Origin of the sequence: Odoribacter sp. AF15-53 (genome assembly GCF_003479425.1) — a bacterium.
GTDB lineage: Bacteria > Bacteroidota > Bacteroidia > Bacteroidales > Marinifilaceae > Butyricimonas.
In genome coordinates this window covers 1-21821 of the sequence record NZ_QUHC01000023.1, presented here as the reverse complement: position 1 = coordinate 21821, position 21821 = coordinate 1, and the positions used below count along the sequence as shown (strand labels likewise).

At 41.4% G+C, this 21821-nt stretch carries 12 protein-coding genes; 7 read left to right on the top strand and 5 right to left on the bottom strand.

The features are described 5' to 3' along the window. Positions 1 to 104: 104 nt before the first annotated feature. The 4 genes from DWW52_RS20400 to DWW52_RS20385 all read right to left on the bottom strand — a co-directional run bounded on the left by DWW52_RS20400 (position 105) and on the right by DWW52_RS20385 (position 7753). On the bottom strand, positions 105 to 1454 hold the full coding sequence (locus tag DWW52_RS20400; protein WP_118717758.1) for a TlpA disulfide reductase family protein: 1350 nt from the start codon (positions 1452 to 1454) through the stop codon (positions 105 to 107). A gap of 1 nt (position 1455) precedes the next feature. Next, positions 1456 to 3006 carry a RagB/SusD family nutrient uptake outer membrane protein gene (locus DWW52_RS20395; protein ID WP_118717756.1) on the bottom strand — a complete coding sequence of 517 codons (1551 nt, stop codon included), beginning with the start codon at positions 3004 to 3006 and terminating at the stop codon, positions 1456 to 1458. 18 nt (positions 3007 to 3024) lie between these two features. Next, a complete protein-coding gene (locus tag DWW52_RS20390; RefSeq protein ID WP_158582683.1) occupies positions 3025 to 6429 on the bottom strand; it encodes a SusC/RagA family TonB-linked outer membrane protein in 3405 nt (1134 codons plus the stop codon). 142 nt (positions 6430 to 6571) lie between these two features. Continuing rightward, positions 6572 to 7753 (bottom strand): FecR family protein, encoded by a 1182-nt coding sequence (locus DWW52_RS20385; protein ID WP_148315418.1) that lies wholly within the window; start codon positions 7751 to 7753, stop codon positions 6572 to 6574. A gap of 375 nt (positions 7754 to 8128) precedes the next feature. On the opposite strand from DWW52_RS20385, the gene DWW52_RS20380 reads away from it, so the two are divergent. Further along, the gene (locus tag DWW52_RS20380) at positions 8129 to 8704 is read left to right on the top strand and encodes an RNA polymerase sigma factor (RefSeq protein WP_118717750.1); all 576 of its coding nucleotides are present in this window, start codon (positions 8129 to 8131) and stop codon (positions 8702 to 8704) included. Positions 8705 to 8848: 144 nt separating this feature from the next. Here DWW52_RS20380 and DWW52_RS20375 read toward each other — a convergent pair whose 3' ends face one another. Further along, entirely contained in the window at positions 8849 to 11977 is a 3129-nt protein-coding gene (locus tag DWW52_RS20375) for a response regulator (protein WP_233557001.1), read from the bottom strand. A gap of 661 nt (positions 11978 to 12638) precedes the next feature. On the opposite strand from DWW52_RS20375, the gene DWW52_RS20370 reads away from it, so the two are divergent. The 6 genes from DWW52_RS20370 to DWW52_RS20345 are packed head-to-tail and all read left to right on the top strand — an operon-like array spanning position 12639 to position 21775. Next, positions 12639 to 13223, top strand: a complete 585-nt coding sequence (locus DWW52_RS20370; RefSeq protein WP_118717746.1) for a DUF3575 domain-containing protein — start codon at positions 12639 to 12641, stop codon at positions 13221 to 13223. 13 nt (positions 13224 to 13236) lie between these two features. Next, positions 13237 to 14655, top strand: coding sequence for a DUF3868 domain-containing protein (locus DWW52_RS20365; RefSeq protein ID WP_199692028.1), 1419 nt, complete (start codon positions 13237 to 13239; stop codon positions 14653 to 14655). A 12-nt stretch (positions 14656 to 14667) separates the two neighbouring features. Then, a complete protein-coding gene (locus DWW52_RS20360; RefSeq protein WP_118717742.1) occupies positions 14668 to 16602 on the top strand; it encodes an Mfa1 family fimbria major subunit in 1935 nt (644 codons plus the stop codon). Between the two features lie 8 nt (positions 16603 to 16610). Next, positions 16611 to 17621, top strand: a complete 1011-nt coding sequence (locus DWW52_RS20355) for a FimB/Mfa2 family fimbrial subunit (RefSeq protein ID WP_118717741.1) — start codon at positions 16611 to 16613, stop codon at positions 17619 to 17621. A 2-nt stretch (positions 17622 to 17623) separates the two neighbouring features. Then, positions 17624 to 18676: a fimbrial protein gene (locus DWW52_RS20350; protein ID WP_118717739.1), complete on the top strand. Its 1053-nt coding sequence runs from the start codon at positions 17624 to 17626 to the stop codon at positions 18674 to 18676. A gap of 18 nt (positions 18677 to 18694) precedes the next feature. Beyond that, positions 18695 to 21775 carry a DUF4906 domain-containing protein gene (locus tag DWW52_RS20345; RefSeq protein WP_118717737.1) on the top strand — a complete coding sequence of 1027 codons (3081 nt, stop codon included), beginning with the start codon at positions 18695 to 18697 and terminating at the stop codon, positions 21773 to 21775. The last annotated feature ends 46 nt before the right edge of the window (positions 21776 to 21821 follow it).

Sequence of the window (21821 nt, the reverse complement as noted above, 5' to 3'; positions counted from 1 at the left end):
TTTTGACATTTACACACTTTTAAGAACACGACCCATAAAAGAAACTTCAGCGACATGTCCCAAACATATCGCTGAAGCTATCAATATCGGAGTTTAGCCATAAATCATAAGGAAATTAAAGAATCCAGCACCTCGATAGTCCGGGGATCAGAGGGACGAGTCATGTCCGCTTCGATAATCTTCCCTGTCCGATCCAACAATATAAAACGCGGAATATTACGTACAACAAAAGCCTCTATAAAAGAATTTCCCTTTCCCCCGTACAATTGGACTCCTTTCAATTGTTCTGTTTTTACAAATTTTTCCCAGATATTTCGGTCTCGGTCGGTAGAGATACTGACAAAAACGATATTTTCACCTTCATATTTCCGGATCAACTGTTCCAGACAGGGTTGCTCAGCCCGGCACGGACGGCACCAGGTCGCCCAAATATCAATATAAACGAACCTTCCGGCCAGATCGGTCAGGCAGACCTCTTTCCCTCCTATATCCCGGCAAGTAAATACAGGAGAAGGTTGTCCCTTCACCAATTTCACCCATTTCCGGCACAAATCGTCAAACTTCTGCTTCTTTTCCGGAGCTTTTACATTATCGTGATAAAAACGGACAATCTCTTCCAAGTGATCGGTCCCTTTTTTTTCCACATAACGGGTCGTGATCTTATCCATCAGAAAATCCTTGATCATTTGACTTCTGACCTGTCCGTCGATGTACTCCATCTGCTTTTTCAAATACTTCCACTCGTCCTGTTCCTGTAAACCTCTCAAACCAAAAGCTCGCACCAAATTCAAAAGGGCAGTCTGATATTCGGGCATATCCATCAATCCCTCTTCTTCTGGAATCAACCGAGACAAGAGGAAATAAAACTCCCCAGAGGCTTCATATCCCTGTTTTTGAAGTTGGTATTTCTGATAAGAAGGATAATTAGGCAGATAAGCATATACCAGATAATGAATCCTTTTCTTCTCCTTATCGGTAAAGGAAGATTCGAAATGCATACTATCCAGAATACCCGACAATTTCATTTCCCAAGCTTTCAGACTTTGCACAATCCCAGCCTCATCCGTTTTATAGTCCGGATAAAATTCACGTAAAGTTTTATTATTCAAATATTCGTTCTTGGGTGCTCCGTCACCCGCAAATCGAACCTCCATTTCCCAATTTTCAATTTTCAGAAAAATCTCCAGGTTCTTACCCGGCTCTATATAAACCGGAACAGAAACCCCATGATACCGAAAAACGGCATAATCAGCCTCCCGCCTACAGTCAAGTGTCAAGACCGCGCTCTTGGTTTCATCAAGATAGGCGGTATAAACAGAATCCCGGGTTATAACAGAAACAGCCGAATCATTTTCCATCAATCCTTCCACATGCATACGTACTCCGGTTACAGGTGTCCGGTAACACGCTGTAACCATCGAGAGTAGTATGATACAAATACCCCACCTGATCATATCAATACGTATTTTGTACCAATTCAGGGTTCAATCTCAGTTCTTCCGACGGGATAAGACAAACAATCCGGCGGGAAGAACGAGGATCAACCTCGTTGTACTGACGACCAATATAATCCGGATAAACCGTCGTCACTTCTTCCCGCGACAACTTGATCCCGTTGCGTATATAATCATAGAACACCTGAGCCTCAAACGCCAATTCTCTACGTCTTTCCATAAAAATAGAATCTTTCAACTGCTGTCCCCCGATTCCATTCAAAGCCGACAAGCCAGCTCGTTCACGGATCTGGTTGAGGTCAATCAAAGCTTTACCGTCTTCCCCTGATTTTGCATAAGCTTCAGCCCGGTTCAAAATGACTTCCCCAACACGGATAAAAATCGTCGGGCATTCAAAGTCCACGAATCCCGGAAACAACTCGAATTCACCCCCGTCGTATTTTGTCGTGGTATACCTTCCCTGATGACGGATAGAAGGGGTAGTAAAATACTTCCACCGGAGATCTTTCTCTTTATCCATAATCTTCTCGTAATCTTCAGAGATCACTGCCGGGCAAGGAAATTCCTCTTTAGAATCGGTAAATCCCGACCAAGAATAGTAAGAATGAAGATAACTGGGGCTATCAGAAGGAAAATTCGCAGGATTGAAAGCAAAAAGTACCTCCGGGTTGGTTTTCGGATCTTTCCGATACAAATCTTTATATCCGTCCTCCCGGAGAATATCCACCACATCATTCTGAATTTCAAAAACTTTATCTGCATAAGCAATAGCTAGCTTATTATAGGACATATCTGGAGCATCAGGCAATCCTCCCATATAAAGATACACTCTGGAAAGCATTCCGTAAGCAGCAGCCCGGTTTGCAAACGACCGGTCCATTTTTTCATCCGGCAAGCAGGAAGCCGCATTATTGAAATCCCGGATAATACATTCATAACAATCTTTCACGCTACTTCGGGGTAACAATCGTCCGCTTCCGGTCGTATCCAAAGGTACTCCCGGATTCTTCTCGGGTTCGTTCCAGTACGGAAGTCCGAAAGCGTTGACCGCATGAAAAAGAAGTAAACCACGGATAAAATAGTTCTCGCCTTTCAGTTGTTTCAATTCATCCAAACGAAACTGTTCGGTCGGCTCGGATTCCAATAACTTTATAGCCTCGATATTCTTGGAAGCACCCAAAACAATCTGGTTCATCTTAGCCCACATCGGCCAGGCAAAAGATTGATCTTTCTGATCGCTATACAAATAAAAATGTGCATCAGGAGCCCCCAAAGCAACATCCGAAGTTCCCTCAAAAGGTTCCGCGAAGACAACATTATTCCCTCGGAATTCACCTAGGGTATGATAAACAACTTCATAAATATAGTCGTAATTAAACCCCCCGACCTTTCCATAAAACAAAGCATACAGACCGGACGTCGCATTCACCACATTCTCAAACTTTTTCAGATAGGTAGAGGCATCCGACATATTGTGCGGTCGCATTTCATCCAAACGGGCATCACAACCCAAGAAAATCAGCATCCATACAAAGCTAATATATCTTTTCATAATCAGTCATTTTAACCATTAAAAAGTAAAATTCAATCCAAAAACATAACGACGAGGAGCCGGCCAGTCCCCCAGGTTCTCCGGATCAGCCCCGACAAAATTACGGGAAGTGATCACACCGACATTATCACAGGTAAAACTCAACGATAGATTCTGTATTCGCATCTGACGCAACCATTTCTCCGGGAAATTATAAGACAAACGTATCTTGGAAAAACGCACATGTCCGGAATTGATATACCCGAAAGAGGTTGTACCATAAAGATTCTGCGTGTAAGAAGGATCACTATTGACCATCGGGATATCCGCATTGTCTCCGGGCTCTTTCCAAATTTTCAAATTCGAGGGTACTTTATACATATTGTTATACAACCAGGCGGTTCCGTCCGTATAGCTCGTCTTGAGATAACTATATGCCTTATACCCCAGGCTATAAGTCATATGCAGGTAAAGCTCAAAATTTTTATACTGGAAAGTATTAGTAAATCCCCCGTAGTAAGGCGCCCGTTTCAAACCGATATCCTGATAACTCAACTCCCCATTCCCTGAAGTTGCAGCTGTCAGGGTGTTAACATACTCGATCGAACCGTCTTCATTTACCCGTTCGTAAATCGGTTTCCCAGTTTCTTTATCTACCCCATCCACTTTTACCTTCTTCAGCATATCGATATTATCACCTTCATAAAAAGTCCGGCCTTCTCCGTCTACAAAATATCCATCATACAACTTTGTCAATTTATTCTTGTTATAGCTGAAAGTAAAAGTCGTAAACCAGTTGAAATCAGGCGATTTCAAAGTATGAGTATTCAAAGTCAATTCCACACCTTGATTTAACATTTCCCCGACATTCCGGTATTGTGCCCCGACCCCTATGGCAGCGGCTGTTGCCACACTCATAATTAAATCACTGTTGCGGCGCCTATAATAATCGGCATTCAAACGAATCCGGTCATTCAAGAACCCCATATCCAATCCCAGGTCAAAAGTATAGGCAGTTTCCCAGGTCAACTGGTCATTCCCCAACTGATTGATCACAGCAGGATAAGAAGAGGGATACAAGGGATGTTCCCGGTAATAATCCTCGTAATCCTTCCCGATAGCATACAAAGTGTAGTTAAGATAGTCGATTCCGGCCTCCTTACCCGAGGTTCCGTAACTTAAACGCAATTTAAGGAAAGACAGGGCCTTCTGTTTTTGCATAAACTTCTCCGAGGACACTAGCCAAGCACCGCTCACAGAGTAGAACTTCCCGTAACGATTGTCTTTCCCGAAATTGGTAGAGGCATCTGTACGGAAAGAAACCGAAGCCATATATCTGCCTTTATAATTATAGTTGGCTTCCGCGAAGAGAGAGAAACTTCCCGATTCACTCTCACTTCCACCCGGCACGTAAGAGGACTGTATTTTTTTCCCGACCTTCGAAAATCCCCCTACATTCCTCTCCCCGACAACACTTTGATCATACATCGACAGATTCGAACTACGGGAATGCCGTTCGTAGTATTCCTGCCCCAGAAGTCCCGATATGTTATGATCGTTAAAACGATATTCCATCCGAAGGATATTAGAAGTCAAAAAACTATCGTCCCGGGCATCACTGATATCCAATATCCCGTTACTGAAGTTATTGTTACTGTAATTCCCAGAATAAGTTCGGCTATCCTGATAATTATTCGTATTGGAATAAATTCGCGTATAGGTATTCACAGAAGTAAAACTCATCCAGTCGAAAGGTCGCAAGGTTCCGCTAAAAGACCCCATCAAATTGTCATTGCGGCTGATACTACTGTTATACCGGTTATCCATCAGGGGATTCACCAAGTCTACATTATACATGGCAAACCTTCTCCATTGCGGAATACTCTTTTTCAGGTTGCCATTCTCATCATAGGGAGAAAGCCAAGGATGATAGTCTTCAAAAGAACCACTGTTAGGACTTTCATATCTAGAAAATGTTCCGCTCAAATTGACCCCTAGAGTTAAAAACGGGGTAACATCATAATCCATACGTAATTTCAGAAAATTACGAGTCAGGTAATTATCAATTTTCGTTCCTTTTTCATCGAAATAATTATAAGATAAATAGTAACTAGCCCGATCACTACCCCCGGAAATATTGACACCCACGCTTTTGGTTACCCCATGCTGATATTGTAAATCCCTCCAATCGGTCGTACGGGAAAGGTCAAAATTCCGGGATAAAGAACCCAGAGTATCCCGGATAAACCCATCCCGATCCGGATATTTAGCCTGCAAACTCTTGTTGCCGTTCCACCAATTCGTAAGACTCATTTTTCCGTAATCGAGCAATTCTTCCGAAGTCATGTACCGCAATCCTCCAAAATTCTGCACGCTCAGCCCGAATTTCATATCCACGGATGTTGTCAATTTACTCTTCTGTCCTTTTTTCGTGGTAATCACGATCACTCCCATGGCAGCCCGGGACCCGTAAATGGCAGAAGAGGCGGCATCTTTCAATACGGTTATTTCTTCGATATCATTGGCAGCCACCACTCCGTTTATATTCGTAAAATCCGTAACAATCCCATCGATCACGATCAAAGGATACTGTTTACTATCATATAACGTTCCGACTCCTCTCAACAGCAAAGAATTATTCCGGGCCGGATTTCCGTCGCTGCCTGAAATCTGCAATCCCGTCGTATGTCCTTTCAGGGCTGACAAAATATCCCCGTTGACCATGTTATTGCTGATTTCTTTTCCATGAAATTGTTGTGCAGCCCCGGTCATTTCACTCACTTTCCGGACAGAATAACCGGTTACAACCACTTCGTCCATTTCCGTAACATCCTCTTCCATCGTCACATTGATTTCAGCCTGTTCCTTGTAAGGAATCTCCTGAGTTTTCATTCCGACAAGCGAAAATACCAGAATCTGGTTTCCTTGCGGGATTTGAAGACGATAAGCACCGTTCACATCAGTAGCTACCCCCAAAGTAGTCCCCTTTAGCAAAACAGTAGCTCCGGGCAGAGGCGCACCCGACTGGTCTCGAACGACACCTTTCACAACTCTCTCTTTCTTTGTATCTATCTGGGATACTGTAGATTTCAAAACGATCAATATCTGCTGATCCTTGTACTTAAAATCGTAATTACTGTTTTTGAAAAGAATCCGCAGGGCTTCCTCTACGGTCACACCGGAAACATCCAAAGAAAATTTCTGTCCTTTATCAATTACTCCTTCCTGATAGCCGAAAGAAATATTCGTTTGTTTATTCATTAACAACAGGATTTCATCCAAAGAAACATCCCGGACATGAATAGTAATCACCTTATTATCAAGAAGAAAATTCAATTCAGGCTGAACAGGGTCAACAACAGCCTTTGCCTGAAACGGCTGTAAAATCACTGCAAAAAGAAAATAAATACACCAGGCATTTTTTACTACATACTTTTTTTTCATAATTTTGTAAACCATTTGGTAATACGAATTAAGTTTTACTTATTCACACATTACTGAATTACCACCTTCCAGCAGATACCGACGCCAATCTGATTCTGCGGGAAAGTCCCAAAAGGGCATCCCTGGGATGCTCTTTTATTTTTTACTCCGTTTTATATTCCATATTTCCAGTTTTAGTTATTTTTATGTTCGTAATTTCCGTTATAAATCTAAATATCTCATCCAATGAATTATCTTTGTTCGTGATCAAAGTCAGTTTCGTATTTTTCAGATCCGGCCGCACTTCTACTCGCACCCCGTACCACACCGACAATTCTGACAGAATCCGTCCCAGACTTTGCCCTTTAAAAACAAACATATTTTCCACCCACATGGTATAATCTTCCGGGTTGACCTCTCTCACCCGGATCTCTCCAGTCTCCAACGGACAAACCACCATCTGAGAAGGCTTGATCCTGATCTCCTCCCGGTTGCCGGCTTTAAACCCTATACTCCCTTCGACCAACACAATTTCAAGATCACTGTTTTCCCTCGAATGTACATTAAACTGTGTCCCATAAACCGTTATATTATTCTCTCCCATTCGTACCCAAAAAGGCTTATCAGACTTAGCCACTTTAAAAAATGCCTCCCCTACCAATTCCACTACCCGTTTATCACCTGCAAAATTCACCGGATAGCGCAGCATACTCCCGGCATTTAGAATCACCTCCGTCCCATCGCTAAGGCTTAGGGTGTAAGTATACTTCGGAGGAACGATCAACTTATTGTAACGAAGGGAACCAGGCTGACCGGTCACCGTGTATTTCAACGTATTCTCCTGTGATCTTTCAATTTCATAATCTTGACTCACGATCGCTTCCCGGGCATGATCTGTCAGAACCAAGGAACTGTCATTCTCTAAAATCAACGTCGGTCGAGTATACTGTTCGGCTACAACCGGCCCCAAATCATCATATTCCTCCACCTCCTGCCCGGATATACCCCCCAAAACGACTGCAATAACCGCGGCGACCGCAGCCGCAACACGATACCACATGTTGATTTTTTTCCGTCCCCTCTTCTCTTTCCTTATTCGTTCCAATAGCAAAGCCAGATTTTTCTCTTGATTCTCTAGAGCCAACCGATCATAATATTCACGGTGAATTTCTGCAGAAGTCAGACGATCAATCAATTCTCCGGAAAGATGATTCTCCTTCAGAAAAGTGTCAATCTCCTTGTTCTCTTTCAAACTCAGATTTTTATCATAAGTCGACAACAACTCCCCTGCAAGGTGATGAGCCCGATGAAAATAACCTTCAAATTCTTTATCTTCCGATTTCATAAGATTATCGTTTTTATCTTTTACCTGTTTCAGCTCCGGAACGTACAAATACCCGCTAGAAATTCACACGCTTTGCACCGGGATCTTTACTTAGAAAACGAATGAAACGAAAAAACTTACTCCGGAATCGGATATTTTTTTACAAAAGAAATATTTACATCTGACTATCAATTATTTACATTGTCCGATTTTCTTTATTTTTTTCAACAACATATCTATTTTTTTTGAATGCAAACAGAGACAAATAAAATAAAGAAACTATAACAACTCCTTTTTGAATTTGCATGTTTCTGATTTTATGAATTAATTTGCTTTTCAAAACCAGACCCTATACTGATAAGGTGAGTATTTCTATCGGTAATAGATTTGACTAGTATGATGATGCCGGAAAAAGAGGAAACCATTCTGCTAAAAAATTTCAATCGCCGGATAGAGAAAGATTTCGGAAAAGTCTATTCTCTATTCTATAATGATTTATTTTATTTTGCGGCAAAACTATACCAACATACAGAGATCGAACCTCGTGATGCTATTCATGATGTTTTTTTAAATCTGTGGCAATCGGACTCTCTAAAATTCGAACGTTTAACCGATATCAAAGCTTATCTGTTCGTCTCTTTACGGAACCATTTCAAAAGTTACGTCAGACATCACCAATACGTTGAACAATACGAGGCCGATCAATTACTAGAAAAAGACTCATTTGAAGCAAATATTATTGAAAGTGAAACACTTTCAACATTTCATCATATCCTAGGATTATTACCGGAAGAAAGTGCTGAAATTCTAAAATTATTTCTCAACGGCTGGAAAGCGGAAGAAATCGCTCAAAAACTGGGCAAAAACAAACAGACCGTCTACAATAAGAAATCGGAGGCTATCGCTTATCTCAAAAACAAACTCTCTAAAGACTCCCTACTCTTTTTATTGCTCCTGACGGGCAACTTCTGAACGATAACCACATTGTATCCGCTTTACAAGCAACAAAGCCAAAGCGAAGAAACGATGCAACATCCCCCACGAAAATATACATAGGATATTTCCAAAACAAATATTGATATCAAGACACTTAACTTTATGTTTTCAAAAACTTGCTTACACCAAGGTAAAACTTGAGTTAAGCACAGTCTTAAGCTCTTGTATCAATTTGTTCGCATTTAACGGTTTGGAGACATAACTGTTAAAACCATTTTTCATAATCCGTTCTTTATCAGAAGCAAAAGCGTACGCAGTAACGGCGATAATAGGAACAGAATTAGAAAACTTACGGATCTCTTGCGTTGCCTCATACCCATCCATATTGGGCATGTTGATATCCATAATAATGATTTGAGGCTTATGCTCTTTGTATAACTCGACCGCTTCTCTTCCATCCCAAGCATGAATAAGCTTGTATTTCGTGTTGAGAATTGACTGAAATAACAAGTAATTGCTCTCGTTATCTTCCGCAACCAGAATCGTGATATCCTCTTGTTTTATGTCTTCCTTCTGGATATCTATAGCAAGAGAATTCTTCTCTTCTATCGCAACCGCCAAGAATGGAACCGTGAACCAAAAGAGACTACCTTTACCTTCTCCTTGGGATTCAACACCGATACGCCCCTCCATCTTTTCAACAATGCTTTTACAGATGGAAAGCCCTAGCCCGGTTCCTTGAGCAAAATCGTTCAACTTGGTAAAACGCTCGAAAACGCGAGTTTGCCCCTCCCGTGATATACCCACCCCGGTATCTCGCACGAAGAAATAAATATCGCTTTCTCGCAATTCATAACCGAAAGTTATACATCCCTTGGAAGTAAACTTGCAAGCATTTGTCAACAAATTTATTAATACCTGAGATAAACGATTAGGCTCCGTTTGGACGAAACAATCACCAGCACCAAGCGTGAAGTTTAACACCACCCCAGGCTGTACTCGTAAACGTACTGTATTCTCCACCGTACGCATCAATTCATTCAGGTCTGTTGGCTGGTAATTAAAATCGAGCGTGTTTGATTCAACCTTTGCCAAATCGAGCACGTCATTAATTAATTGTAATAACAACTGATTGTTATTTTCGATAATTCCCACGAACTGCTGTTTCTGCTCCTCATCATCAGTCGTTGTCAGCAAATTAGAGAACCCCACGATGGCATTCAACGGAGTTCGAATCTCATGACTCATATTGGCAAGAAATGCGGACTTCAAACGATCGGATTCCTTCGCCCGCTCTCTGGCAGCAACAAGAGCCTGTTCCTGCTTCTTACGCTCGGTAATCAGCAATAATGAACCAATAAGAGCCGTTGGCATTCCATCACTATCGCATTGGGCCACGGCAGCATTAATTTCCAACCAGTCCACGTGTTCCCCCTCTCCTTTTTTAGAGACAATACGGAACTCGGCTTTCGTGTATTGTAACTTTCCATTCAAGAAATTAGCATGAATCTGTTTCACTCGTGCAACATCTTGAGGATGTATTCGCTGGAAATATTCACTTTCTTCGATAATATGTACCGAATGAGTCGATCCCTGCTGCTTGGTAAAATTCATATGACTCAAAACACGTTGCACCTCACAAGCGATTTTATGATTTTTCAAATCCCAACGCCACGGAATAATACGGGCAACGCTCAATGTCATATCCAATTTCCGGGCCGATTCTCTCAAATCATTCTCCGCCCGACTTCGGCTGGTAACATCTATGCCGAAAATATCGATCATATTCCTCTCGGCAGCAGGACAAATAATAAATTCATAAAAAGTATCCGTCTGTTTAAAATAATGGGTAAACGTCACGGAACGTTCCTTTTGGAAAACCACTTCAATGAAAGGTGAAACATATTCGACCGGGAAAAACGAATCCTGATGGTTTTCTCCCGAATTCTGATCAATTAAAACATGGAAAGACTCGTTCGCTGAATGATAATCCACATGCACCACCTGCCCGTCTTTTCCAAATTCAACCGTTCCCTGTGCGTAACAAATCGGCATATTACGCACCAGTATATTATGAGTTCTAAAAAGAGCAAGCTTTTTACGCTGAAACAAAGAATTTAAAACAGCCACAACAGCTAGTGCCGAAAGTATAACTATCGAGATAATTATTTGCCAACGATATTGCTGCCAGAGAGTTTTCGGTTTATCAATAAATTTCGTCCCTTCAGGACATCTCTCAACAGCAAGCCGATCTTGACTTAATTGAGAATAATTAACAATAGGATAAGATTTCGTGGAATAAATAAAAGGAATGTCACGCATTGATTCGCCTTCTAACATTTTAACCACAAGTGAAGTCAGTGCCTTACGTACTTGGTCTCCATCGGGAAAATAGCCTCCCAACACACCGTCTTGCAGGTAAGCACTTCGTAAAGCAAAAACCGGATGAGGAGATGCAGAAATCATACGAGTATCCCCAGAAATAAGCATAGGGAAACCATGTACACTTTCCCGCTCGTAAAACCAACTCGAAAAAAGCAACCCGATCGACAAATCCCGACTCACCAAGTATTCTTGTAAATAATCAGCATTTTGATTATTACCGACGAGCCACTCGTACGCGAGAGTCGGATATTTAGCTAATATATACGAATGAATTAATTTATCCAGATAACGATTCGTGTAAAGTTCGTCAGCAATAAAAATGAGTTTTTTCACCTGGGGTTGCATCCGCATCATCATGTCAATTGTCTCTTTATACAAATTCGGGACCTCGATAAATGCGAAATTGTATTGATCCCGAATGCGAGACAATGGGGTTAACTTACAGTCAGCCATATTTAAAGAGCCTCCCGTAAAATAGTACTCGTTCGGAGCGAATGAATCTTCATTACCAACCAAAATCATCGGGATATCACCCCATTCTTGTTTGATACGATCCCTTAATGTAAAAGCCATATTGCCAATTAACACCAAGTAATCCGGTTCTTTATTTTCAAATCGGACAAAAATACCATCTTCCATCTGCTTAAACAGTAAACTATCACGAATAAACGTGGCATTCATATGCACGATATCAGCTCGCACCTCGGGATTCTGAGCCGCCTTCATAGTAACAGGTGTTATCAACTCCTGACTCCACGGGGCACCTTCGTTATAAGAATTGATAATAAGTATGCGACGTTGTTCTTTTGCTTGAACTGCCTGAGGAACAAAAGCAGATATTAAACTCAAGTACGCGATTAACACAACCACGCACTTGAAAATAGAATTGTATTTCCCGTGCATCATTATAATAATGTATTTCACCTCACTTACAAGCTTATATAGAATTTATCTTTGCTATTTGATATTTATTTCGCTTGCAAAAATAGGGAAATCTCCTACTACAATCAAGAAAATATTCTACTTTATACACAAGAATTAACTATACAAACTCACGTCACCCATAAAAACTTTTACACCTGCTTGAAATAAAAGACTCGATTTATCAACAATAATTATCATTTCTTGACAATTTAAATACTCCAAACAAAGAATAACATGAAAAAAACACTTTTTAGTTTATTAATTAAACAGTATTCAAAAATTATGTGATTTATAACAAAACAATTTCATATATAATAATAACTATATTGCTTGATTTTCAAATTATTCGTAAATAAAAATTTACGCAAAAAAAGTATCATAAATCCTTCGATTAATGAGACAAAAATAATGATATTGGATTATAATGCAAAATTTTTATGTAATAATTTGGAACATACATAAATATGCACATTCTATAATTATCAAACAAATCGCTTGCAAGCGATCTTTTTTAATCATTTTAAACGAACATTTAATGCGATAGACTTGTATGAGATCTATTTAAATGATGAACAGGCGTTTACATGCGTGATAACATGTCAAATAGTTATATGAAATATTTTATTATGAATGCATAATAACAAATTAAATTGTAGAGTAGATGAAACTAAGATTTTATGTAGTCTTGTTTTCATGTTTGTTTCTCGGCGTGGGAGCAAGATGTCAAAATGTAGCCATAAAAAGTAATTTACTGTATGATGCGACCGCAACGGTTAATCTCGGGATAGAATTTTGTCTTGCCCCAAGATGGACATTTGATGTTTCCGGCAATTACAACGGGTGGACGATATCGGAGAATCGCAAGTGGAAACATTGGTTTTTACAGCCAGAAGCCCGTTATTGGTTTTGTGATCGTTTTGCAGGACATTTCCTAGGAATACACGCATTAGGGGGAAAATACAACTTCGGAAAATTGAAAAACAGCATCTCTTTTTTAGGTACTGATCTTTCTAAACTAACGAATAATCGTTACCAAGGCTGGTTCATCGGACTAGGAGGTGCTTACGGTCACTCGTGGATTCTTTCCAAGCATTGGAATTTTGAAGCAGAAATTGGCTTCGGGTACATTTACACACGTTACGATGTTTACCCTTGCGCCGAATGCGGTACGAAGATAGAAAGTAATCAATCACATCACTATGTTGGTCCAACAAAAGCAGCTCTAAGTTTTGTTTACTTGTTTTAAACGAAGGAGGATTATGAAAAAAATATGGCATATCAGTCTATTGCTATTACTATATGCAATTGGCGTTGACGGACAAGAAGCCGGCAAAAGTCTGGTCGCGATAAGAAATCTTGAAGTCGCACATGGGGAAAACACTCTATTCGTTTCAATGGATGTAGATGTTTCCGCTTTATCTATTGCTACCAATCAGGAAATTCTTCTTGTCCCGGTGTTAAAGGGCGAGCGAGATAGCATGCAACTCCCGCTCATGATTATTGCCGGACGGAATCGATATTACTACCACTTACGTAACACGCCCGTATCAGGAGAAGAAATTTTGGAACGCGCCGGACAAACCGATATCATTCATTATCGCACGACTATCCCACAAGAGAAATGGATGACTAAGGCAACACTCGTGATGGACGAAAGTTCGTGCGGCTGCCGAGGCAAAGGAACGGGAAAAGACCATCGAGTTCCATTGCTGGAACTCGTGCCGAAAGTTTACACTCCCGTGTTCTTGTACTTACCTCCTGAGGTTGAAGTCGTAAAAATACGCGAAGTAAAAGGATCTGCTTATATTGATTTCCCCGTAAACCGCACGGAAATATATGAGGATTATCGGAATAACCCGACAGAACTCCGAAAGATCAGAAATACGATCGACGTGGTGCGCAACGATCCGGATGTTCGGATCACCTCGTTGAGCATCAAAGGATACGCATCTCCAGAAGGCACGTACGCCAACAATACCCGTCTGGCACAAGGAAGAACGGCAACGTTGAAAACGTACGTGCAAGGCCTGTATCATTTCCCCGACAGCCTGATCCTAACTTCTTACGAGCCGGAGGATTGGAACGGTCTGGAAGCATACGTAGATAGTACTAACTTGAAAAATCGCAATGCCATACTGGGACTTATCCGCTCCGAACTGGAAGCGGACACGAAAGAGAAAATGATCAAATCCTCCTATCCGGAAGATTATCAATTCCTTTTGAAAAATGTATATCCCGGTTTACGTCACTCGGATTACGTGGTGAAATACACCGTACGCACGTACACAAGTGCAGAAGATATTCGACGTATCATGAAGACTCAACCGCAAAAACTCAGTCTTCGGGAATTATATATCGCAGCCCAAGGTTTGGAACCGGGAAGCGAGGAGTATAACGAGACTTTCGAGATCGCCGTACGGATGTTTCCGGAAGACGAGACGGCCAACCTGAACGCCGCAAATGCCGCCATGGCCAAAGGCGATCTCAAGGGAGCCGCCCGCTATCTGAAAAAGGCAGGCAACAAAGGAGAGTCCATTTACGCCAGAGGAGTTTACGCAGCGTTACAATCCGATTTCGAGAAAGCAGAAAAATTATTCACAGAGGCCTCTAACCAAGGTATTATTGAAGCGAAAGAGGTCTTGCAACAAATAATAGAATTGAAAAACAACCAATACTAATAGAAAAAAAAGATGAAAAGAATGTGGAATTATTTCGCGAGCATTCTCGTGATGGGTCTGCTCGCCGGGTGTAGCAACGACACCCTTACAGGCGATGAATCAGACGTAGATCTGAATGGATCCAAAGATGCCGTTTACATGAACGTATCGGTACAGCTTCCTGCCGGGGGAGCCGCTCGCAGTGAAACTGACACTCCCGACAATGGAGATTATGTAACTAGTGAAGACGGCATCGAGATCGGGAAAGATTACGAAAACGAGGTGAAAGAGATCTTACTCGTACTGGCAAAAACGGATAACACCTTTATAGCCGCCGGAGAGGCTCTAACATCGATGCAACTCAAGCAACAAAACAACATTGTAACGACAACTCAAAAAATAAGCAAAACAACGTTATCCACTTATTACGGTTCTGACGGGAAATTAACCCCCGAGGAACAAGAAATTAACGTGTACGTTTTCTGTAACCCGTCACAAGGAGTGAAGGATGTGATTGAAAAGGCTGCCAATGCACAGGACAAGAAAGCATGGATTAACGAGACCGGATTGGTAGAGGAAAAACCGAATGAAAAACAAATTTCTTCAATCTGGGGTGGAGCCGATCACAAGGGTGGTTTTTTAATGTCTAACGCAGTGATAGCCAAAAAGAGATTACCCGCAAACTTTGATGACTGGAAAGATTATTCATCAGAAAGTAAAGCGTTCAATTTAAGCGGGATAAACAACGCTAATTCGGATAAAGTAATTGAAAATGACGGAAACATAAAAGTGGAACGTTCCGTAGCCCGCTTCGATTTTAAAGATGGTAGTAACAAAAACAACACTTATGATGTTGTCAAAGATGCTGATAATAACTTGATTATGCAAATCCAATTGCAAAAGATGGCATTGGTTAACATGAGTAAATCGTTTTATTACTTGCGCCGAGTATCTACTAACGGCTTGTCTGACAACGCTCAAATCTGCGGTGTGGAAACGAGCACGAATTACGTGGTAGATACCGATGCTCAAGAAAAAAAAGGCGGTATAAAGAAAACGGATTACGAGCAACATTTCAATTTCTGTCTCGGGCACGTGGGAGACGACAGTCAATGGACAATTGATGCAAACGCTCGCAATCAATGGTTTACAAGTAACATCAATGATGTGTTAGAATCGACAAAAGACGAATACAACGATAAAGAGTATCATATCTGGCGATATGTTACGGAGAACACCATTCCCGACCAAGATAAGCAAACAAACGGCATCAGCACGGGTATCGTTTTTAAAGGTAAAATGATCGCTCCTGAAAATGCTAACGGAACTCTAGCAAAGGCACTTAACGAGGCAACAGGAGACTCCGATACAGATCCCATTCTCTACACGTATTTGACAAATATTTACGTGACATGGAAAGAAGTACGAGCCGCAGCGATAAATGCTGGTGAAAACAGTAATTTTTACATGGCTACCTTCGGGGAAACAAACCGTAAACCTGTTGCCGAAAAAGCTGCCGCAGGAGAAAACCCCGCGGTAGAAGCTGTTTACAGTGACGACATCAATAGTCCCGATTATTTATGGAATATATGGCATAATGAAAAGAATGCACAAGACGCTACGGCTTTAAAGGAATTTAAAAAAGCCGCTACAGGGGAAAAATTCACTCTCTATCAATCCAGCCAAGACGGGGACGATGCCGGTTACTATTGTTACTATTTCTACTGGAACCGTCATAACGACAACGGGAAATCCGGTGAGATGGGACCGATGGAATTTGGCGTGGTGCGGAACAATGTTTACAAGCTTGCCGTAACCGACATCAATCGTTTGGGACATCCTCGCATTTCGGAAAATGATCCGGATCCGGTTGACCCGGATGATCCGGATGAAAAAGACGATGTTTACCTCACACTTTCTGTGGAAGTATTACCTTGGGTAGTTCGAATAAATAATATCGAATTTTAAGAATTAACATGCAAAGTAGAAAACGAAATATAATTTCAAGAATCATCGGTGTGGCACTCTGTGTCGCATCGATGAATTTTGCCTTCTCTTCGTGTGAAAACATATATGAAGATCTTGATCCGTGTCCGCATGGGGTATCACTTCGTTTTATCTACGACTACAACATGGAGTACGCCAATGCATTTCACAAGAAAGTGGATTGCTTGACACTTTATATATACGATAATGAAGGCAATTATGTCGATACTCGTGTAGTGACAGGTCCGGAACTACAAGACGAAAACTACCGCATGAAACTGGAGCTCGCAGAGGGAGATTACCGATTCGTTGCATACGGAGGATTAGCTTGCGAGAAAAGTTCCTTTTCCACGATCCGAACACCCGGAACGGGGAGCAAGTATAGTGATTTACAAGCAGCGATGGACTCGGATTGTTTGACCGACCCGCAACGCAAGAAATTACATGACATGTACTGGGGACAACTCACCCTCTCCACGGCCGACCTGTATCAAGAGGGCGTGGTGGAGATGATGAAAAACACGAACAACATCCGGATCGTTCTGCAGCAAACAAACGGGAATCCGGTGGATGACAAAGACTTTGATTTCGAGATCACAGATGACAACACGCTATTTTCATGGGACAACGATTTAGTTCCCAATGGGATAGTAACCTACACGCCGTGGGCCCGCGGCCAAGTTCCCGCAGGACTGACGGGAGAAGGAGAAGAGGTTATCGTGGCATACGCCGAGTTCTCGACGTCACGCTTAATGACTAAAAATAGCCCGAAACTTTTGATCCGGAGAAAGTCTGATGGCAAAGAGATCGTAAACATCCCATTGAACAACTACCTGCTTTTACTCAAGAGTGATTTGTATGCCAAGATGGATGCCCAGGAATTTCTCGATCGAGAGAGCGAGTGGTCGATGATATTCTTCCTCGACGCAGATCAAATGTGGCTTAAAACATATATTAAAATTAACGATTGGACGGTTAGAATCAACGATGCAGAAATTTGATAATGAAAAAGGTTGCGTATGTTATCATATTATGGTTGACAGCACTCTTTATAGTAGCAGGGTGTAGCCGGGATGCAAAAGAGGATTCCGAAAAAGAAGTTCTGGTAAATCTCAATATCAATGTTGCATTGTCGGATGTGGCACAAGGAGAATCTCGTTCCGTGACCGATGATGCGAAAGCGGAAAACGACGACGAAAAAATGCAGACGTTACGCGTTATCGTAGTGCGAGAAAACGGGATCGTCGAGGATAACCGTTTCATAAGGCTTAACCAGGCGACAGAACTTTACAAAGACGTGTCTTTCAAAGTTGTTAGTAAGGAACAAAAACAAATTTACCTTTTTGTTAACGAAGAGACTGCCATTAAAATCGGTCATGGAAGCAGCAATGAATTGCTAAAACTAACGAATTATCTTTCAGAAATTAAGCAGGGGGATGAATTCCCCACGACAGAAATTTCCCAGCTGACCGTACAGTTAGATGCTAACGACGAACAGCTTAACGGTGCATTGCCCATGAGCGAATGTCATCTGGTGGAAGTTCCGGAGAAAGATCATGAATGCAAACTTTTCGTAACAAGAGCTGCCGTAAAATTTTCCTTCCGAATCACGAACAAGGGCGAAAATACCAGTCAATTGACAGGACTTACTATCAACGAGGTGGCCCGCAAAGAATATTACTTGCCTCATAATGCGAAATACGAGGATGAAGTGATTGAAGGCAAAACTTACCGGGCAATAACGGAGTACGAGGTTCCCGCAAATCCCGGTTATTATACCCACGAGCAAAAGTACAACACTTCATTACCCGTCAACAAAGAGGTTTCCCTAGCACCTATTTACTTGCTGGAAGGAAAATTCGAGGGGAAATATTCCGTCAGCGTTACGATAAACGGGGCCAAACTAGAAGGCGAACTCAATAACCTACCCCGAAATCTACCGCGGAACACGCATGTCGTGGTCAATATCACGCTTAACGACCATCACCTTGAAAGTATTATAGTAGATGTTGAACCTTACAGAGAAGCCATTCTTGAACCAGACTTCGGATTGTAACAGAAAATAGCAGAGAATATGGAACGAAATATAGTTTATAGTCTTTTATGCATGTTATTCATCTGTATTACCGCTTGCATGGATGAACCGCTAGGAGGGGAAGATGATTTTACTCCAGGAGGCAAGAGTATGATAAGTGCCACCGTAGAGTTCAAACCGTTGGTTCCTGCATTAAATGGGACAAGCAGAGCAAACGGAAACGCAATAGAAAGTATTAACAGCATTTGGATGCTGTTGTATGACACAGAAGGAAAGCTAGTGAAGGACTACAAAATCGAAAACGTCATCTCAACTCCTATCGATCGACACGAACTCACCGGAGGACCGTATGCCGAAACTGAAACTCATCGGGCGACATTTAACCAAGTCATTCCTCAAGGACGCTACTATATTTATGCCGTTGTTAACTTGGATCTTACTTCTTATTCAGAAGAAATTAAAACAATAGATGGTTTAAAAAACATATCTTTAGAATGGCAAGATAAAATAGAACTAAACAATCAGATGTTCGGCCATTTTTCAGAGGATTCGAAAGAGAATGACAACGTGATACATGTTACTCCCGAATTGCTGACCATCAATAAAAATATGAAATTACACGCATGGGTACGCCGTGCCGCTTCTAAAGTGACAATAGCTTATGACGGATCACAACTCGAAGAAGGTGTTTTCATCTATCTTAAATCTGTAAGAATTAAAGACATTCCACGTAAGTGTTTGTTGGGAAATGAAAACCAAATTACAGATACAAAAGACCTTATCGCCAACGGTGAAACCATAAACTATTATCCGGAGTCTTCCTCCGAACCGTTTAATTATGACGAAACATGGCCGGCACGTATCACCGCAGGGATGCCCTACTACCCATACGAGAAAAAAATCGATGAAAACGGGAAGACTATTTATGAAATAAGCAAGGATGCTCATTCCGAAACAGCCAATGCACTTTTTTTCTACGAAAACATGCAGAGGGAAGGACGAAGCAAAAAACAAGCTAATGCTAACGGCGGAATAGCTAATCCTGTTGAGATGGATGAGAACGGGAATTATAAAAAAGATGAAAATGGCAATGTCATTTATGACACCAAAAGCTATAAAGATGAAAAACCTTACGGCACTTACATCGAAGTTGAAGCATATTACCACTCTATCCATGAAGAACGAGTGGGTAGTGGGAGAATCATATATCGCTTTATGCTAGGGAAGGACACGGACAAAGACTATAATGCCGAACGGAATTTTCATTACAAATTAACCCTTTGTTTCAAAAACTTTGCCAACGACGTAGACTGGCATATTGAATATGAAGAAAAGAAACCGGATATTCTGTTACCCTCAAAGTATTATATCTCTTATCTTTACAATAATAGCTTGAATATGCCCCTTAAGATCAACACGGGAGGTCAAAAACTTGTAGCACTGAAAGCAGAGATTCTTACCAACAACTGGGCTCCGCATAACGCGACAAATTTAGATTATGCCAAAGCACATGATCATGCCGTGACGCCAACGGCACCAGAGGCTCCATGGAACGGTTTCCTTTCTCTTCGTAAAACGAAGGCAATAATACTTTCCACGAGCCAAGCGCAAGTCGATGTTTCACAAGGAATTGTATATGCAAAAGACAATGAATCATATTATAAGGAGCATAAACGAGGAGAAAGAGACTACGACATTGGAAATGGTACTCACGAAGACGATGAAAATGGCAACTACACGGTCAGTTATGATAACGAAAAGGAAATTGTTAACGTATCTATACCACTTTACACCCGAGCCAAACAGTTGATTACCAACACGGGCTATACCGGAAACAATCCTTATGTTGCCTATCAACGTCATGCAGAAGTGGAAATTACAGCCACCATCCAAGATGAAAACGAGAAACAAACAAAGTTGACAGGAACGTCCGATATATTCCAAGTGCGCCGTATCGTCAATCCCAAAGGTATATACCGAAGCGAAACAAAGAACACTCCTTTTCATGTAAAACTCATGCGATTGCCGCAAGAGAACGGCACTACATTTGAAACCTTTCCTTCTGAAGGAGCGTGGCGCGCATACGTGATTGCAGGAGACTCAGATTTCATCACTCTGAACGGGCAGAACGAAGCGAAGGGGAGTACCGGCTCGGAGATTGATTTTAAAGTAAATTTCATTGGCAAATGCCCAGAAAATGGTTCTCGCCACGCTATAATAAGGGTTGAATACCATAATTACTCCTGTCATCATCTCATTTTCGTACAACAAGGCAACGCTCCGGTAGAATTAATTCCCGGAGGTACAAAATGGCATACCTGCAATTTACTTTCTGCAACGGAAGAAGTTAGCACACCGGTTGACGAAGGATCCCTGTTCAAATTCGGCAATGTTACTCAACCGATTGCCGCATCGAACCAGACTCACGAAAAAGATGGTGGTTACTGGATAAACATTACCCCCAACGATTTTAAAGATGATGTTAACAAAGATTTTAAGATCGTGGGTACTAGCAAAACAGAAAAATGGGCAAACATCACGAGTTCTACAAAAACTAATTCTCCCGAATGGATAAATGAGTTGAATTTACCCAAGGGAGGACGCATAGCCAGCTATAATGATTATGCAGAATTGTTTAAGAGTGAAGAGATCGAACAAGGCTATGGAGTGCTTTATGGAGACGAAGCCAGCGAACCAGCTACAGATCGTAGAGATGTATATGAATATAGAAGCGAGGGTACGACTAAGGGACGAGGAATGAGAGGTTGTTTTGTTTACAATTCTACGACAGGCCGTAGTGTGTTTTTCCCGATAGGAGCTTCAGGATACGGACGCAGAAAGAATCAGGAAACAAACGGTACAGCAGTACTTAGATATGCTAATCGTACAGAGCAATACCCCCCTAAAGACGGATTAGCAAATAAACCACTATTCTATGATCTCTACATGCGACCAGGAGCTATTTACTGGCTTGAAAAAGAAGCCAAGGCTACAGATAACAACAATGTCATCGGCTGGGATTTTAACTTTTTTACTTTCGACTTCAATAAAATTGATACCGGTAACGTATTTAAAGTAGGAGCCAGCGATGGTTGTTTCGTCCGTTGCGTGGAAGAATAAAACTTATTATAAAAAGGGAGAATGTAATTTAAACTGTGTCAGCAAA